The organism is Falsiroseomonas sp. (assembly GCF_051859025.1).
GTDB lineage: Bacteria > Pseudomonadota > Alphaproteobacteria > Acetobacterales > Acetobacteraceae > Falsiroseomonas.
In genome coordinates this window covers 1-16,392 of the sequence record NZ_JBHYGL010000037.1, presented here as the reverse complement: position 1 = coordinate 16,392, position 16,392 = coordinate 1, and the positions used below count along the sequence as shown (strand labels likewise).

The 16,392-nt window shown below is 68.4% G+C and carries 13 protein-coding genes; 11 read left to right on the top strand and 2 right to left on the bottom strand.

The features are described 5' to 3' along the window. The first annotated feature begins 147 nt into the window (after nucleotides 1-147). The 5 genes from ACTIE5_RS23195 to ACTIE5_RS23175 all read left to right on the top strand — a co-directional run bounded on the left by ACTIE5_RS23195 (nucleotide 148) and on the right by ACTIE5_RS23175 (nucleotide 6,047). Nucleotides 148-882, top strand: coding sequence for a haloacid dehalogenase type II (locus ACTIE5_RS23195; RefSeq protein WP_439552098.1), 735 nt, complete (start codon nucleotides 148-150; stop codon nucleotides 880-882). Beyond that, on the top strand, nucleotides 882-2,195 hold the full coding sequence (locus tag ACTIE5_RS23190) for an RsmB/NOP family class I SAM-dependent RNA methyltransferase (RefSeq protein WP_439552097.1): 1,314 nt from the start codon (nucleotides 882-884) through the stop codon (nucleotides 2,193-2,195). Before ACTIE5_RS23195 ends, ACTIE5_RS23190 begins: the two co-directional genes overlap by 1 nt. Before the next feature lie 25 nt (nucleotides 2,196-2,220). Continuing rightward, a complete protein-coding gene (locus ACTIE5_RS23185) occupies nucleotides 2,221-2,814 on the top strand; it encodes a GNAT family N-acetyltransferase (RefSeq protein WP_439552096.1) in 594 nt (197 codons plus the stop codon). 48 nt (nucleotides 2,815-2,862) lie between these two features. Further along, nucleotides 2,863-4,449, top strand: a complete 1,587-nt coding sequence (gene guaA, locus ACTIE5_RS23180; RefSeq protein WP_439552095.1) for a glutamine-hydrolyzing GMP synthase — start codon at nucleotides 2,863-2,865, stop codon at nucleotides 4,447-4,449. 317 nt (nucleotides 4,450-4,766) lie between these two features. Then, nucleotides 4,767-6,047, top strand: coding sequence for a tyrosine-type recombinase/integrase (locus ACTIE5_RS23175; RefSeq protein ID WP_439552094.1), 1,281 nt, complete (start codon nucleotides 4,767-4,769; stop codon nucleotides 6,045-6,047). Here the strand turns inward: ACTIE5_RS23175 and ACTIE5_RS23170 are convergent. Further along, nucleotides 6,013-6,291, bottom strand: coding sequence for a helix-turn-helix transcriptional regulator (locus ACTIE5_RS23170; RefSeq protein WP_439552374.1), 279 nt, complete (start codon nucleotides 6,289-6,291; stop codon nucleotides 6,013-6,015). The genes ACTIE5_RS23175 and ACTIE5_RS23170 overlap by 35 nt on opposite strands. Before the next feature lie 233 nt (nucleotides 6,292-6,524). Here ACTIE5_RS23170 and ACTIE5_RS23165 point away from each other — a divergent pair, with 233 nt between their 5' ends. The 4 genes from ACTIE5_RS23165 to ACTIE5_RS23150 all read left to right on the top strand — a co-directional run bounded on the left by ACTIE5_RS23165 (nucleotide 6,525) and on the right by ACTIE5_RS23150 (nucleotide 11,197). Further along, nucleotides 6,525-7,493, top strand: coding sequence for an ArdC family protein (locus tag ACTIE5_RS23165; RefSeq protein ID WP_439552093.1), 969 nt, complete (start codon nucleotides 6,525-6,527; stop codon nucleotides 7,491-7,493). After that, entirely contained in the window at nucleotides 7,490-7,906 is a 417-nt protein-coding gene (locus ACTIE5_RS23160; protein WP_230165389.1) for a hypothetical protein, read from the top strand. Before ACTIE5_RS23165 ends, ACTIE5_RS23160 begins: the two co-directional genes overlap by 4 nt. A gap of 76 nt (nucleotides 7,907-7,982) precedes the next feature. Beyond that, nucleotides 7,983-10,103, top strand: coding sequence for a ParB/RepB/Spo0J family partition protein (locus tag ACTIE5_RS23155; RefSeq protein WP_439552092.1), 2,121 nt, complete (start codon nucleotides 7,983-7,985; stop codon nucleotides 10,101-10,103). Nucleotides 10,104-10,165: 62 nt separating this feature from the next. Then, on the top strand, nucleotides 10,166-11,197 hold the full coding sequence (locus tag ACTIE5_RS23150) for a DUF7146 domain-containing protein (RefSeq protein ID WP_439552091.1): 1,032 nt from the start codon (nucleotides 10,166-10,168) through the stop codon (nucleotides 11,195-11,197). 245 nt (nucleotides 11,198-11,442) lie between these two features. On the opposite strand, the gene ACTIE5_RS23145 is transcribed toward ACTIE5_RS23150, so the two are convergent. Beyond that, nucleotides 11,443-14,067, bottom strand: a complete 2,625-nt coding sequence (locus tag ACTIE5_RS23145; protein ID WP_439552090.1) for an AAA family ATPase — start codon at nucleotides 14,065-14,067, stop codon at nucleotides 11,443-11,445. A 501-nt stretch (nucleotides 14,068-14,568) separates the two neighbouring features. Here ACTIE5_RS23145 and ACTIE5_RS23140 point away from each other — a divergent pair. Then, complete coding sequence (locus ACTIE5_RS23140) at nucleotides 14,569-15,501, top strand: DUF2493 domain-containing protein (protein WP_439552089.1); 933 nt, start codon at nucleotides 14,569-14,571, stop codon at nucleotides 15,499-15,501. 102 nt (nucleotides 15,502-15,603) lie between these two features. Next, a complete protein-coding gene (locus ACTIE5_RS23135; protein WP_439552088.1) occupies nucleotides 15,604-16,143 on the top strand; it encodes a hypothetical protein in 540 nt (179 codons plus the stop codon). Nucleotides 16,144-16,392: the final 249 nt, after the last annotated feature.

Genomic DNA, 16,392 nt, shown 5'->3' with positions numbered 1-16,392 from the left:
CTTGGTGAAGTCCGGGCCTGATCCGCGGGGCGTTCCCGACCGTATCGGCAGACCGATCCCGGCCTTCTCGGCCAGGTCGCAACCGTGATGCTTGCCCCCGGCGCCCGCCGGGGCGACCATCAGGGCGAGGAAGGACAAAAGACGATCATGGCATCCCCCCCGGCGCCCCGGCCCGACCCGGTCGGCGCCTGTGTCTTCGACGCCTATGGCACGCTGCTGGACGTGCATGCGGCGGTCGGCCGCCATTCTGCCCGGATCGGGGCAGCCGGTGACGGCGCGGGCGGCGGGAAGGCGGCCGCGCTGTCGGCGCTGTGGCGGGCGAAGCAGTTGGAGTACAGCTGGATCCTGTCCCAGACCGGCGACTACGAGGATTTCGAGGCGCTGACCGAACGCGCGCTGGATTTCGCCATGGCGGCCCATGGGATCGCCGATCCTGGGCTGCGCCAAGCGCTGCTGGCCTCCTACCGGGCGTTGGACGCCTTCCCGGATGCCGCGCCCACCCTGGCGGCGCTGCGGGCGAAGGGGGTGGCGACTGCCATCCTGTCCAATGGCTCCCCCGGCATGCTGGCGGCCGCGGTGGGGGCGGCGGGGCTGGCGCCCTGGCTGGATGCGGTTCTTTCGGTCGATGACCTTCGCATCTACAAGCCCACCCCCAGGGTCTATGCGCTGGCCGCCATGCGCTTCGGCTGCGCGCCACGTGACATTGTGTTCATTTCGGGCAATGCCTGGGATGCCTATGGGGCGGCACGCTTCGGCTGCCGCGTCTATTGGCTCAACCGCACCCCCCATAATGGGGAAAGACAGCCCGACGAATACGGGTTGGATCGCCTGGCGGAGGGACGGATCGCGTCCCTCGCCGAACTGCCTGATCGGATTCTCTGATGACCCCTGCTGCGCGGCTTGCCGCCGCGATCGACCTTCTGGCCGCGGTGGAGGCTTCGCCCCGCCGCCCGGCCGATGGCATCGCCAATGATTTCTTCCGGGCCCGCCGCTACATCGGCAGCTCCGACCGGCGCAACGTGTCTGACCGCGCCTGGGGCGTGATCCGGCAGCGGCTGCGCCTGGCCTGGCATTTCGCGGAGGTGGGGGAGCAGCGCCCGGGCGCGCGGCTGCTCGTGGCCGGGCACCTGCTGGTGGCGGAGGGCTGGGTGATCGACGGCATCGCCCAGAATTTCTCCGGCGAGCGGTTCTGTGCCGGGCCGCTGACCGAGCATGAGCTGGAGGTCCTGAAGAAGCTTGAAGGCCGGGAGCTGATCCACCCGGACATGCCGGAGGGGCCGCGCCTCAACCTGCCGGAATGGGCGCTGCCGGGCCTGAAGGCGCGCTTCGGCGATGCCCTGGCGAAGGAGGCCGAGGCGATGGAGGAGGCCGCGCCACTCGACCTGCGGGCCAACCTGCTGAAGGGCACGCGGGACCTGGTCCTGGCCGCGCTGGCCGGGGAAGGCGTGCCGGCGGCCATCACGCCACTGTCGCCCTGGGGGCTGCGGGTGGCGGACCGGCGGCCGGTGGGGGCGACCAAGGCCTATCTGGAGGGCCTGGTGGAAATCCAGGACGAGGGCAGCCAGCTGATCGCGCTGCTGACGGATGCGAAGCCTGGCATGCGGGTGGCGGATTACTGCGCGGGGGCGGCGGGCAAGACGCTGGCGATCGCGGCGACCATGGACAACAAGGGCCATATCGTCGCCTGCGACGTCTCCGCGACCAGGCTGGAAGGCGCGGGCAAGCGCCTGCGCCGCGCCGGCGTGCATAATGCGGAGCGCCATTTGCTGGCCGCCGGCGACAAGTGGCGGAAGCGTAATTCGAGAAAATTCGACCGGGTGCTGGTGGATGCGCCCTGCACGGGAAGCGGCACCTGGCGGCGCAACCCGGATGCGCGGGTGCGCACAAATGCCCGTGACCTGTCGGAGCTGGTGCTGAAGCAGGCGGCCATCCTCGACGATGCTTCGGAACTGGTGCGGCCGGGGGGGCGGCTGGTCTACGCTACCTGTTCGCTGCTGCCGGAGGAGGATGAGTTGCAGGTCGAGCGCTTTCTCCAGCGCCATCCGGATTTCGAGGCGGTGCCGGTGCCGGGCCTCTGGGCCGGGCTGGCACCAGGCTCGGTGGCGCCGGTGGAGGCGGATTGCATGGCGCTGTCCCCCGCGCGGCACGGCACTGATGGGTTCTTCGCCGCCGTGATGCAGCGGCGCGCATCCTGATGGCACGGGCGGCGGAGACGGGCCGATGATCTGCATCCGCCGCGCCCGGCCGGGCGATGCCGCGGGGATCGCGGCGGTCCATGTTGCGGCCTGGCGCAGCGCCTATGCGGGGATTTTGGGGGAAAGCTACCTGTCGGGCCTGTCGGAGGCGCGGCAGGCAGCCTTCTACGAACGGGCGATCATGGACCGGCGCGATGGCCATGCCGTCTTCGTCGCGACCGCCGGCGGGGGCGACCAGCCGGCGCCGGAGGGTGACGGCCCCGTGCCGCGGGAGGCGCCGGTGGTGGGCTTCGCCTCCGGCGGGCGGTCCAGGCGGCGCGGCCTGGCGGAGGGCGAGGTCGAGACGCTCTATGTGCTGGATGATTTCCGCGAAAGGGCGGTCGGGCGCCGGCTGATGCGGGCGATGGCGGCGCATCTGCGGGCGATCGGCTGCAATTCGGCCATGGCCTGGGTGCTGGAGGACAACCCCAGCCGCTTCTTCTACCGGCACCTCGGCGGGCGGATGGCGATGCGTGAGTCGATCCGCGTCGCCGGGCAGGGGGTGGAGCAGGTGGCCATGGTCTGGGACCCCATCGATGTGCTGCTGGCCGCGACCCTGACGACGCCGGAGGGCAGCTAGGCAGGCTTCGCGCTTGCCCCGGCGGCAGGGTTGTGTTCTGCACTCGCCATGACGAACCTCGACTCCCCCACCGACATCCCCGCCCGGCATGAGCGCATCCTGGTGCTCGATTTCGGGAGCCAGGTGACGCAGCTGATCGCCAGGCGGCTCCGCGAAAGCGGCGTGTACTGCGAGATCTGGCCGTTCAACGCGGCGCCGGAGGACCGGATCAGGGCCTTCGACCCCAAGGGCATCATCCTGTCCGGCGGCCCGGCCAGCGTGACGGAGGGGGAGAGCCCCCGCGCGCCGGACTACGTCTTCGAATCGGGGCTGCCGGTGCTGGGCATCTGCTACGGGCAGCAGACCCTGGCCCACCAGCTGGGCGGCGTGGTCGAGGGTGGCCATGCCCGGGAATTCGGCCGCGCCTTCATCGATGTGACGGGCGATTGCGCCATCACCCAGGGCGTCTGGGCCAAGGGCGCGCGGGAACAGGTGTGGATGTCGCATGGCGACCGCATCACCCAGCTGCCGCCGGGCTTCCGCGTGGTGGCGGCGAGCGAGGGTGCGCCCTTCGCCCTGATCGCCAATGACGAACGCCACTACTACGGCACCATGTTCCACCCGGAAGTGGTCCACACGCCGCATGGTGCGCAGCTGCTGAAGAACTTCACCCACCTGGTCTGCGGCTGCCGCGGCGACTGGACGATGGGCGCCTTCCGCGCGGAGATGATCGCGAAGATCCGCGCCCAGGTCGGCCAGGGCCGCGTGATCTGCGGGCTGTCGGGCGGTGTCGATTCCTCGGTGGCGGCGGTGCTGCTGCATGAGGCGATCGGCGACCAGCTGACCTGCATCTATGTGGACCACGGCCTGATGCGGGCGAATGAGTCCGAGCAGGTGGTCGCCACCTTCCGGGACCGCTTCAACATCAAGCTGGTGCACCGGGATGCGAGCGAGCTGTTCCTCGGCCAGCTCAGCGGAGTCACGGACCCCGAGATCAAGCGCAAGACCATCGGGCGCCTGTTCATCGAGGTGTTCGAGGAGGAGCAGAACAAGGTGGGCGGCGCCGACTTCCTGGCGCAGGGGACGCTGTATCCGGACGTGATCGAGAGCGTGTCCGCGACCGGCGGGCCGAGCGTGACCATCAAGTCCCACCACAATGTCGGCGGCCTGCCGGCCGGCATGCGCATGAAGCTGGTGGAGCCGCTGCGGGAACTGTTCAAGGACGAGGTCCGTGTGCTGGGCCGCGAACTCGGCATCCCGGAGGAGATCGTGGGCCGGCATCCCTTCCCGGGGCCGGGCCTCGCCATTCGCATCCCGGGCGAGGTGACGCGGGAGAAGGCGGATCTGCTGCGCAAGGTGGATGTGGTCTACCTGGAGGAGATCCGGAACGCCGGGCTGTATGACGCGATCTGGCAGGCCTTCGCGGTGCTGCTGCCGGTGCGGACCGTCGGCGTGATGGGCGATGGCCGGACCTACGACATGGCCTGCGCACTGCGCGCCGTGACCAGCACGGATGGCATGACGGCGGATGTCTATCCCTTCACCATGGAATTCCTGAGCCGGGTGTCGAACCGGATCGTGAACGAGGTGCGGGGCATCAACCGCGTGACCTACGACATCACGAGCAAGCCGCCCGGGACGATCGAGTGGGAATGATGCGATAGGCTTCGGCATGGTTCGAGACCTATCGCGCCAACGGCGCTAAGCAGCGAAAATTATTGAGATTACCTGGTGATATGCTTCGCGATCTATCGCGCGCAAGCGAGTTGATCTGACGGCATCATTGACGGTATCAACTGGCGGGTAGTGTCGGCGTGTTGAAGCTTGCCCGCCTGGAGATCCTTCAAGCTCGATCCAATTTTTACAGATAAAGCGCTGAATTTATTGATAATCTGGATAGACTTGACGGTATCGACGCTGACGGTATGGACGGCCCCCGAGCGGGGCGTATCATAGTCGCTGAGGAGGATGCCATGCTAACCGATATCGCCATCAAGCGGCTGAAACCAAAAGATAAATCGTACAAGGTTGCTGACCGTGACGGTATGTATGTCGCGGTCCTGCCGTCAGGAGCGATCTCGTTCCGCTACGACTATCGGCTGAACGGGCGCCGCGAAACGCTGACCCTCGGCGCCTACGGACTTGGCGGACTGACGCTCGCCGAAGCCCGCGAGCGCTGCCTCATTGCTCGGAAGATCGTTGCGGGCGGACAGTCGCCCGCGCAGGAGAAGCAGCGCGCGAAGCGCCGCGCGGCAGAAGCACTCACCATCGCGGCCGCCGGAAAGCGCTGGTTCGAGGGCGCGCGAATGGCCGAGAGTACGAGGGCCATGCGCAAGGCAATCTTCAACCGAGACATCCTACCAACGTGGAAGAACAGGTTCCTTTCGGAGATCACGCCTGACGACCTGCGCGGGCTCTGCGCCAAAGTGAAGGAGCGCGGCGCGCCCGCGACCGCAATCCATGTTCGCGACATCATCAAGCAGATCTACGGCCACGCGATCCTGCATGGCGAGAAGATTGCGAACCCGGCCGACGAAGTAGGGCCGGCATCAATCGCCACCTTCGTGCCAAAGGATCGCGCGCTTTCGCCGTCGGAGATCCGCATTCTGTTCGACCAAATCGAGCACGTCGCAACGCTGCCGACCATACGGCTCGGGCTCCGCCTCATTCTCCTAACCATGGTGCGCAAGAGCGAACTGCTCGATGCAACCTGGGACGAGGTAGATTTTGAGAACGCTGTCTGGACCATTCCGAAGGACCGGATGAAGCGCTCGCGTGCGCACAACGTCTATCTGGCGCCACAGGCACTCGACATCATGGTCGCGCTGAAAACATGCGCTGGCAATTCACCCTATGTGTTGCCGTCCCGCTATGAGGCCGACCAGCCGATGTCTCGTGCGACCTTCAATCGCGTCATCTACGCTGTTGTTGGGCGTGCGAAGACCAGCGGGCTGCCGTTGGGCGCCTTCACGGTGCACGACTTGCGGCGCACTGGCGCGACGTTGCTGAACGAGCTCGGCTTTAACAGCGACTGGATCGAGAAAAGCCTTGCCCATGAGGACAATCGATCGTCGCGCGGTGTCTACAACAAGGCGGAGTATGAGCCGCAGCGTCGACACATGCTCCAGGAGTGGGCGGACATGATCGACGCATGGTGCAGCGGTCAGAAGCGGGTGCCCACGCTCTATCCGCCGACGATGCAGCTTGGGCCCACTGACGTCATGCCTTCACAGGCCGTGTCCGCCGCATCCTGACATTGGGTATTGGCCCGCGCGTTGATCGGCCACTGTCAGCGCCGTGCCGCCGCTCCGCGAGCCAGGCTGCGATTTCTGCATAGTCCCAAGCCACGCAACGCGGCGTCAGATGGAAGCGTCGTGGAAACTCGCCCCGCTGCTCCATCTCGTAGATCGTCGTGTCCGATAGCGGGACGAGATCCCGCAGCTCGTGCCTTCGAAGGGTGCGGCGAAGGGCGGGGACGCTGCGCTGGCTTTCGGACATGTGCCGCTCCGTGACGATCGCTATCGCCATCGAGCGGCACCTATTGAGCAGAGAAAAGCCGAGAGTGAGTGCCGTAGTGCCGCGTCGCGTCGCTGCGCGCAAATCGGATGGTGTTCCGCTGGCGACGTAGACGTCTGACCGCGCCGAAGAGGGTGAGAGTTTGGCGGCTGTCGCCGTGACGGGTTTTGGGGCCGAGAGAGAGGCTCGCGGCCGGCCCGTCATGGAGAACTGCCATGACCCGCTCCGCGACGCGGCCGGCCCCGAGCGGCCGAGCCTCGGTTGATCGCGCGAACCTCTACGACGAGATCACCGACAGGATCATCGCCGAACTCGAGGCCGGGCGCCTGCCCTGGGTGCAGCCCTGGGGAACCTCCGGTGTGGCCGCGCCGCTTGCCCTGCCGAAGAACGCCGCGACCAGCCGCCGCTACTCCGGGATCAACGTGCTGATCCTCTGGGGCGCCGTCGTTGAGCGTGGCTACACCGGCCAGAGCTGGCTCACCTTCCGCCAGGCGCTCGCGCTCGGCGGCAATGTACGCAAGGGCGAGCGTGGCACCACCGTCGTCTACGCCGATCGGTTCATTCCCGGCGAGGAGCGGCAGCGCGCGCAGGAGACGGGCAAGGACGCCCGCGCGATCCACTTCCTCAAGCGCTTCACCGTCTTCAATGTCGAGCAGTGCGATGGCCTGCCGCCCGAGCTCGCGGCGACGGCGCCGCCTGCGGATACCTCGCTCATCGAGCCGCGGGTCCAGGCGCTGATCGCTACCTCCGGCGCCGACCTTCGCATCGGTGGGGAGCGCGCGTACTACGACGTGCTAGGCGACTTCATCCGCGTGCCGCCGCCGCAGGCCTATTTCCAGCCGATCGACTGGCACCGGACCGCGCTGCATGAGCTCGGCCACTGGACGGGGCACGCGTCGCGCCTGGGCCGCGAGATCGCCAACAGCTTCGGCTCGAAGAAGTACGCGCAGGAGGAGCTGGTCGCCGAGATGACCGCAGCCTTCACGTGCGCCGCGCTCGGCATCGTGCCGACGGTGCGGCACGCCGACTATGTCGGCTCCTGGCTGGAAGTGCTGCGCGAGGACAATCGCGCGATCGTCCGCGCGGCGAGCGCGGCATCGAAGGCGGCGGACTACCTGCTCGCCTTCGCGCCCGAGACCGAAGCGGTCAACGCCGACGCGGACGCGGCAGAGGTGGTATCGTGACCCGCGGGCGCAACGCCACTGCCCCGCTCATCCTGCCAGAGGCGGAGGAGCGCTACGGCCACTACATCCGCGAAGCACTGACCACGGAGGGGGGCCACCTCGCTATCGGCCGCGGCGGCTTCACCCTGTACTTCGCCCGCGGCGCATTTCTCAGCGGGCATGACTACGAGACCATCAAGACGGCCTGCATCGCCGCTGGCCTGCCGGTGATCGACAGCCGCGCTCTCCCCTTCGAGGTCGTCTGCGATCTCGCGGTACGCGGCCCGATGGTGGCGGTCGGTGAGCCCGCAAGCGCACCGCCTTGGGGTGCCTTCTCCTACGCGCCGCTCGCGGCTATCGCGGATGCCTATCGAGCGGCCGGCGCGGAGGTGTGGAACCTGCCTCCCGTCGTAATGGCGGCGCGGAGAGAGTGAGAGGGCCGAGGCGGTCTTCGTGACGGGTTGAAGGTCGGGAGAGAGGCTCCCGGCCGGCCCGTCATGGAGAACCCCCATGTCGAAGTCCGCCCCGAAGGTCGCGCTCTCCGCCTCGCGCGACATCCCCTTCAACCGCCTCGTCCTCAGCCAGGCGAATGTCCGCCGCATCAAGGCCGGCATCTGCGTCGAGGAGCTGGCCGAGGACATCGCCCGCCGCACCCTGCTGCAGAGCCTCACCGTCCGTCCCGTGCTGGACGACGACGGCCGCGAGACCGGCACCTTCGAGGTCCCCTCGGGCGGCCGGCGCTACCGCGCGCTCGAGCTGCTCGTGAAGCAGAAGCGCCTCGCCCGCACCGCGCCGATCCCCTGCATCATCCGCACCGAGGGCATCGCCGAGGAGGACAGCCTGGCCGAGAACGTGCAGCGTGCCCCGCTGCACCCGCTCGACCAGTTCCGCGCCTTCCAGGCCCTGCGCGAGCGCGGCCGCTCGGAGGAGGAGATCGCCGCGGCCTTCTTCGTGTCGGTCGGCGTCGTCCGGCAGCGGCTGCGCCTCGCCGCCGTCTCGCCGCACCTCCTCGACCTCTACGCCGAGGACGGCATGACGCTCGAGCAGCTGATGGCGTTCACCGTCAGCCCCGATCACGAGCGCCAGGAGCAGGTGTGGGAGGCGCTGCAGCGCTCCCACACGAAGGAGCCCTACCAGATCCGCCGCCTGCTGACCGAGGGCGCCGTCCGCGCCTCCGACAAGCGGGCGCGCTTCGTCGGCGCCGAGGCCTACGAGGCGGCGGCCGGGCTGATCCTGCGCGACCTGTTCCAGCCCGATGATGGCGGCTGGTGGCAGGATGCCGGGCTGCTGGACCGGCTCGCGCGCGAGCGGCTGGAGCGCGAGGCCGAGGCGATCCGCGCCGAGGGCTGGCGCTGGGTCGAGGCCGCATCCGACTTCCCCTACGGCCACAACTACGGTCTGCGCCGCCTGGCCGGCGAGGCGCAGCCATTGAGTGAGGAGGAGACGGCTCGGCGCGGGGCACTCCAGGCCGAGTTCGACCGGCTGGAGCAGGAATGCGCCGAGGCCGATGAGGTGCCGGAGGAGACCGACCGCCGCCTGGCCGAGATCGAGGAGGCGCTCGCCGCCTTCGAGGACCGGCCCGTCACCTACGACCCCGAGGAGATGGCGCGGGCCGGTGTCTTCGTCAGCATCGACGGCTCGGGCGCGCTGCGCGCCGAGCGCGGGTATGTCCGGTCGGAGGACGAACCGCCGGTCGCGGCCGAGCCAGAGCAGGAGCAGGTCGGGACCGACCCGCCCCCGGCCGATCCGGAGACGGAGGGCGAGACCACGGCAGAGCCCGACACCGGCACGGCCGCCCCGCGCACCGAGCCAACGGAGGAGGACGAGGGCATCCGCCCGCTGCCCGACCGGCTGCTGACCGAGCTCACCGCGCACCGCACCCTCGCGCTGCGCGATGCGCTCGCCGCCGATCCGCAGACGGCCTTCCTCGCTGCGCTGCATGCGCTCTGCGTGCGGCTGTTCTACCGCTACGGCCTCGACTCCTGCCTGGAGATCGAGCCGAAAAGCGCGCTGTTCTCGGCCCAGGCGCCGGGCCTCGCCGACACCACCTCGGCGCGCGCCATCGAGGCCCGCCACGCGCGCTGGCAGGCGCAGATGCCGACGGAGCCTGGCGAGCTCTGGCCGGTCCTCGCCGGCTTCGACGCCGACAGCCGCGAGGCGCTGTTCGCGCACTGCGTCGGGCTGACAGTCAACGCAGTGCACGAGGCCTACAACCGCCGGCCCAAGGCGATCGCGCATGCCGACCGCATCTCCGAGGCGGTCAGCCTCGACATGGCCGCGGTCGGCTGGCGCCCGACGGCGGAGGCCTATCTCGGCCGCGTCACCAAGGGCCGCATCCTCGCCGCCGTGCGGGAGGCGCGCGGCGCACGGGCGGCGGAGCGCCTCGTCGGCCTGAAGAAGGCGGAGATGGCGACGGCCGCCGAGGAGCTGCTTGCCGGCACGGCCTGGGTGCCCGAGCCGCTGCGCACGCCGGGCCAGGTCTTCGCGGCGATGGAGCCGGAGACCGAGGCCACGCCGGAGGGCGAAGCGGAATCGGCGGCCGAAGGCGGCGAACCGGCCATCGCCTCGGCGCCGCCGGCCGAGGACACTGAGGCCGCGGCGATCCCCACCGCCGCGATCGCCGCCGAGTAACCGGCCTCCCTGCACCTCGCGGGCCCGTCGCAAGGCGGGCCCGCATCTTCATGGAGGGACCGATGCGCGAGGATGCTGCCGCGCTCGCGCGCCGCCTGGCCCGCAACGCCGAGGCGGTCTGCCGCCACTACCTCTCCAACGGCCGACGCGAGGGGAACTGGTGGACCGTGGGCGATGTCACGAACACGCCGGGGCGCAGCCTGTTCGTGCGGCTGCACGGGCCGGAGGCGGGCCGCGGCGCCGCCGGGAAGTGGACCGATGCCGCGACGGGCGAGCATGGTGACCTACTGGACTTGATCGCCCGGGCGCGCGGGCTCGACAGCTTGCGCGACGTGCTGGAAGAGGCGCGGCGGTTCCTGAGCCTGCCCGCGCCACAGCGGCCGGAGCCGCGCGCGCCGGTCGCGACTGGCTCGCCGGAAGCGGCGCGTCGGCTGTTCCACGCCGGGCAGCCAATCAGAGGCACGCTTGCCGAGACCTATCTACGCGCGCGCGGCATCACCTACCTGGACGACCTGCCCGCGCTGCGCTTCCACCCGCGCTGCTATTACCGCGCTGACGAGAATACGCCGGTCGAGACGTGGCCCGCGATGCTCGCCGCGGTGACGGACCTCGACGGCACGATCACCGGCGTGCACCGCACCTGGCTCGCGCGCGACGGCAGCGGCAAGGCGCCGATCGCGACGCCGCGGCGGGCGATGGGGCGGTTGCTTGGGAATGGCGTGCGGTTCGGCGTGGTGACCGATATCGTCGCCATCGGCGAGGGCATCGAGACCATGCTTGCGCTTCGGTGCATCCTGCCCACGCTGCCGATGATCGCAGCGTTATCGGCGAGTCATCTCGCGGCGCTCGTCCCGCCAGGCCCGCTTCGCCGCATCTACATCGCCCAGGACAATGACGAGGCTGGCTCGCACGCTGCTACGATGCTCGCCGGGCGCACGGAGCGGCACCCGATCGAAGCCGTCGCACTGCGCCCACACACCCTCGATTTCAACGACGATCTCCGCCGGATCCGCCCTGCCGAGTTGGCCGCGTGGGTACGGGTCCAGCTTGCACCTCAGGATGCAGCCCGTCTGCTGGCGGCCGCCGCCGGCTGATGTCTGGCAAGGCGGTCAGCGCAGCGTCTGCATCCGCGTCCTCTGCTTCGCGCCCATGTCGTTCGTCAAACGCCGATGCTGGCGCACTCCGGAGTGGATATACTCCCTCGCCCATCAGGCGCTCTTGCCTGGAATGCCTGCGGTGGATTGTAGGCAAACACTCGGCCGGCTGGTTGTCGGCCGCAACCACCGTCGATATTCTGGGAAGAGGTCGCACCTGCGAAGCGGCAGCGAGAAACGTTCTGTCATGCGGCGTTCGCCTGCCGCGTCCGGATGCTCGCGAGCCAGACCTGTAGTGCTGAGATTTCCGCTTCAATGAAATCAGGCGAAGGCGGAGGCCGGTTGATCTCTCCGGGCTGGCTATGAAGCAGCGTCGAGCATCTGCCGAACGCTTCGCGCATCGCCCTGCAATCGTCTTCGGTGAGAACGGTGAGTTTGATGAGACCGGTCGTATCAACCTTGCGCTGCAGTCGCCGGATCACCGGTCCGACAACTTCCTCGACGGCGCGCTCCCATGTCGTGCGCAACTGGTCCTGGAAAGAAGTAACCTCTCGCACCCAGTTGGCTTGATCTCCACGTTCGTAATGGACTTTCACGTTGGAGAGGTGCGTCTTCATGCCGTTGAGCACGTGGTCGATAGGCATGACAGTGGCGGGCGGATCTTGATGGCAGAAGCCGGAGTTTTCGCCGCCACGGCTAATAAGGCGATAGGTGATGGGTGTCGCTTCGCGGTCCTTGGTCGCGCGGCAGGCTTCCTCAAGCAGCAGCAGGAAGGCCATGTCGTGAGTGAAGACCACGACCTGGCGCGTCTGGCCGGCCTCGGCCAGGCGCGCCGCGACGCGGTCGCGATGCAGGTGGTCAAGCGACGAAACGGGATCGTCGAAGACGATCGCCGACTGTGCGTCGATTGTGGAGAGTTCCGCCAGGAACGCGGCGAGCGCTACGCAGCGATGTTCGCCCTCGCTCAGCACCTTGCCGACCGGCTCGCTCGGCTTGTTGATGAGCCGAACCTGAAAGAGGGGCACGCCAGCGGTCGTTCTCGCCTGCTGGAGCTCAATGGCCAGCCCTGCCACGCCAAGCTTGTCCACCTCTATCGCGAAACGCCCGCGCAGCCGATCGGTGACGAGGGCCTGCGCGATCCGGGCGCTCTGGGTGGTGATCTTGTTCGTGGTTGTGTGCTTGCTCGCCTTCTCAAGATCCTCGACAGCCTTGAGGCGCGTGATCTGGGCGAGCACATCAGCCAGCACGACGCCGAGCCATTTGCGATCGGCAAGCCCATCGCGTTCGGCCACGAGCGCAGCTCGCTGAGGTGAGTTTGCCTCAGACCTTAGGGCTTCCATGCGGGTCGCCAAGCCGGAAAGGGCGGATCGCAAGGGATCCAGTGAAACCGCGATTGCCGGCGGCAGGGTCGGCAGGGTTTGAAGATGATGGGTGCGCAGGATGGCGCGCAGGCGCCAGGCGAGCGCCAGAATCTCGCGACGAACCGACGTGGCGAGTGCCTCTTGTCCAAGATCGTCCCTGATCAATGCGATGATTGCCGGGACGTCGGCCATCGCGATGCCCTTCGTCGCGGCATCCTCCAGCGCCTCGTCATAGGCCGTCTCAGCCTCTTCCTCCCGCCGCTTGCTCTCGTCCTGGACGAAGGCCTCGAAGCTACTCAGGCGTTTCGAGGCTTCTTCGCTGAGGGGCTGCTGACAGAGAACGCAATGCGCGCCGGCGTCGGTGAAGGGAAAGCCCTTCTCCGGATATGCTGACGCGCGAGAGTAGACGCGGGCGGCCTCCCAAAGCGACTTCCACACGTCCGACCCGATGTCGGGCAGCGGTTCGTCGGCGAAGAGGTTCGCAGAAGCGGCAGCGGCTGCCCGCCGTGCAGTGCCGAGACGCGAATGGGCATCGCGCAGCGCGGTCCGAGTTCCCTCAGTCACGACGCCCGTCAGCCGTTCGAGATGCTCGATGATAGTCTTTAGGCGGGTTTCACGGCCCTGGAGCTGGCGCAGTGTGCGCGTCGGATCGCTGGCGAGATCGGTGACGAGGGTCTGAAGCCGGCTTTCCTCGTCGGCAGTGAGGCCCGCCAATTTCTCGACCGCTTCCGGCTTGGTCTTACCGGAGAGGGTAGCGACCAGCTTGCCGACCTCTGTCTCGGGCTTGCGCTCGGGTTTGGAAAGAACGGCTGGCGTCTGCTCCTGTAGCGCCTTGATCTCGGCGGCCAGCTTGGCCTTCACGTCCTGGCAGGCCTGCGCGAGTCCAGCGAGGATGCGAAGCGGCATGGGCGTGTAGGCAAGATCGTTGGTGTTCTCGACATGGACATTTGCAGTGCGTGAATCGAATACGCTGACCGCGGAGAGCATAGCGTCGGTCGGAGAACCTTGCGTCCAGGAGGCGTTGCGCGTCTGCCCACCAACATAGAACTCGACATTGGCGGACGGCGTGCCGGAAGCGGCCGCGTAGATGTTTGGCAGGATCGCATCGCCCTTGGGGGAGCGCGCACGGCAGAGCTGCTTCAGAACACGGGCATAGCCGGACTTGCCGGCGCCATTGTCGCCGTAGATGACCGTCAGTCCGGCCTTTCCAAAGGACAGGCGTTGCCCTGCTGCGAGCGCGTTGACGTTCGAAAGGCCGTGGAGCGCGCCGAGACGAACGACGGCGTGACTGGCGGCGGGATCTCGAACATGGGTCGCGTCGAGTGGTGAGCCTTGCTCCGCACCCTTGCAGATAGCCATGAGCGACGTCAGGTCCGCAGGCTCCAGATTCGCCTGACCGCACAGGCGTCGCAGCGCGTCCCGTTGCCAATCCGGAATATTGACCGACCATTCGAGGATGTCGGCAAGAGCAGCCGCTTCGCTGGAGAGATCTCCACCCTGTGAATCCATGACTCACCCAAAATTCTTACCGGCATGGCCGTTTTATTTGCCTGATCGTGATGCAGTGGGTCAATTCAGCCGTTGGTATCCCGTGCTTCCAGCAGTGTTTGCACGACCGCTTCTGCGATCCCATCGTCGGCAGCGGACAGTCTGCTCCCGGCCGATATCGGACCTCGGCATGTGGGATTGACAATGACGCAGGTCTGCGTGGGTTCGCCATCGTTCGCGCGCAAGGCACTCGGCAAGTGACCTCGCTACCGACCGCTCCCACGACCTTCTCTCCGGCGATCGGGCCGGAGCCGGGCCCTCCCCGCAACGCCGTCGCGCAGCTTTCTTCCCCGCGGCCCTGACGGGCCGCTTCCTCGCGAGGCAAGAAAGCCGCGCGCCGCCGTCCTCCGCTGCGCTGCGGCCCTCCGGCTTCGCCTGTGGGTGCCGGTCCGTCCCGACCCCGGCCGGGTGATCGCCACGAAGGCCGCGATGGGCGCGGCCCGTGACAGCGAGGACCCAGCCATGACCGACCGCTTCGACGACGCCGAACCCACCCACGCCGACTGCGCCACCGCGCACCTGCTCGACGAGCTCCAGCTCCACGGCTACCGCCCCTTCGCCGACGAGCCCGACCCGCGGCCACTGCCCGATCCCGATCGCCTCTCCGGCGCCGTCGCCGACATCTTCGACGCACTGGTCGCCAGCCTGGGCGAGACGCGCATCGAGCCCGATCTGCCCGACCTGCTCTGGTCGCTGGTCAACCTCTTTCATCGCGGCATCGACCGTATCGGCCGCGAGCTCGACACCAACGAGGCTGCGCAACAGCGCTCCCAGCGCGAGCAGGACGGCTCCGAGGTCCGCTCCGTCGAGCTGGAGCGCCTCCTCGCCCAGGGCCTCACGCTCATCGAGCGCCGCAACGCTTTCGAGTTCCTCCGCGACGCCGCCGCCGAGCACTTCGAGCATCACACCGGCTCCGCCTGGCGCCCGCGCGCGGGTTCGATGGTCAGCCGCCGCACGATGACCGCTGCGATGATCGACAGCCGCGACTTCCTGGCCGCGAGGCGCCGCGCCGAGACCGAGCCTCTTCTGCCCCCGGGCGTGCGCATCGCCTTTGCCGGCGGCGTCGAATGCATCGATCACCAGCGCATCTGGGCCGCGCTTGACCGCGTGCATGCGAAGCACCCCGAGATGGTGCTGCTGCACGGCGGCACGCCGAAGGGCGCCGAGCGCATCGCCGCCTGCTGGGCCGACCAGCGCAAGGTGCCGCAGATCGTCTTCAAGCCGGACTGGCACCGCCACGCCAACTCCGCGCCGTTCAAGCGCAACGACGCGCTGCTCGAGACGCTGCCGATCGGCGTCATCGTCTTCCCCGGCTCGGGCGTCACCGACAACCTGGCCGACAAGGCGAAGCGCCTCGGCATCCCGCTCTTCGACTTCCGCGGGGGCGGCGGCTAGCGCCGCCCGCACGACGATGCGCTCACGCAAAGGCGAACCGCTGCGCGCCGGCGATCCGCTACAATCGCGGCGCATCATCGCGCCTCGACCGGGGAGGGTCGCATGACGCTCGGTGTCATCGTCAGCCTGTTCGGCCTCGGCACGATGCTCGTGCTGCTGTTCACGCTCGCCATCTACGCCGTGCCGTTCTTCGTCGGACTGACGGTCGGCATGTGGGCGTTCGAGACGGGCGCGGGCGTCGTCGGCGCCGTCGTCGTAGGCATCGTCGCGGGGGTCATCGCGCTGTTCGCCGCGCAGCTGCTCTTCGCCTCCGTACGCTCGCTCGCCCTGCGGGCCGTCATCGCGCTGCTGTTCGCTGCACCGGCAGCCGTGGCTGGTTACCACGCGGTGCTCGGGATCTCGGCGCTGCTCGTGCCGTCGGAAACCTGGCGCCACGTCTTCGCGGCGATCGGCGGCCTCGTGGTGGGTGTCTCCGCTGCCGTGCAACTGGCTGCGTTTGCGGGCGCCGGCGCCCAGCCGAGGCAGGCCACCGCTGGCCGTCCAGACGCAGAGTTCGCCGAAGGCGCGGGACCTGATCAGCCTCGCCTGCCATCCCCTTCCGCGGCACGCCTGCCCGCGCCGTCATCGGGATCGCGCGGCTGAACCGAAGCAGGGTGGCGCTCGGCGGGAACATCCACGCCACGCCCCACCGAGTCGGGATGATGGGTCACCTGTCCAGCATCTCGCCTCCCCCGTTCCAGCCGGATCCTCCCTTGTGCACGCCATGGGCGCCGTGACCGCGATGACTGGTCCATCGCGCTTGTGCCGGGCAAGGCGACCGTCGCCTGCTGTCTCCGTGGTCCGTCCGGTGTCGCGCTGCCACGCTGCCTCGGATGGCCTGATCTGGCCGAG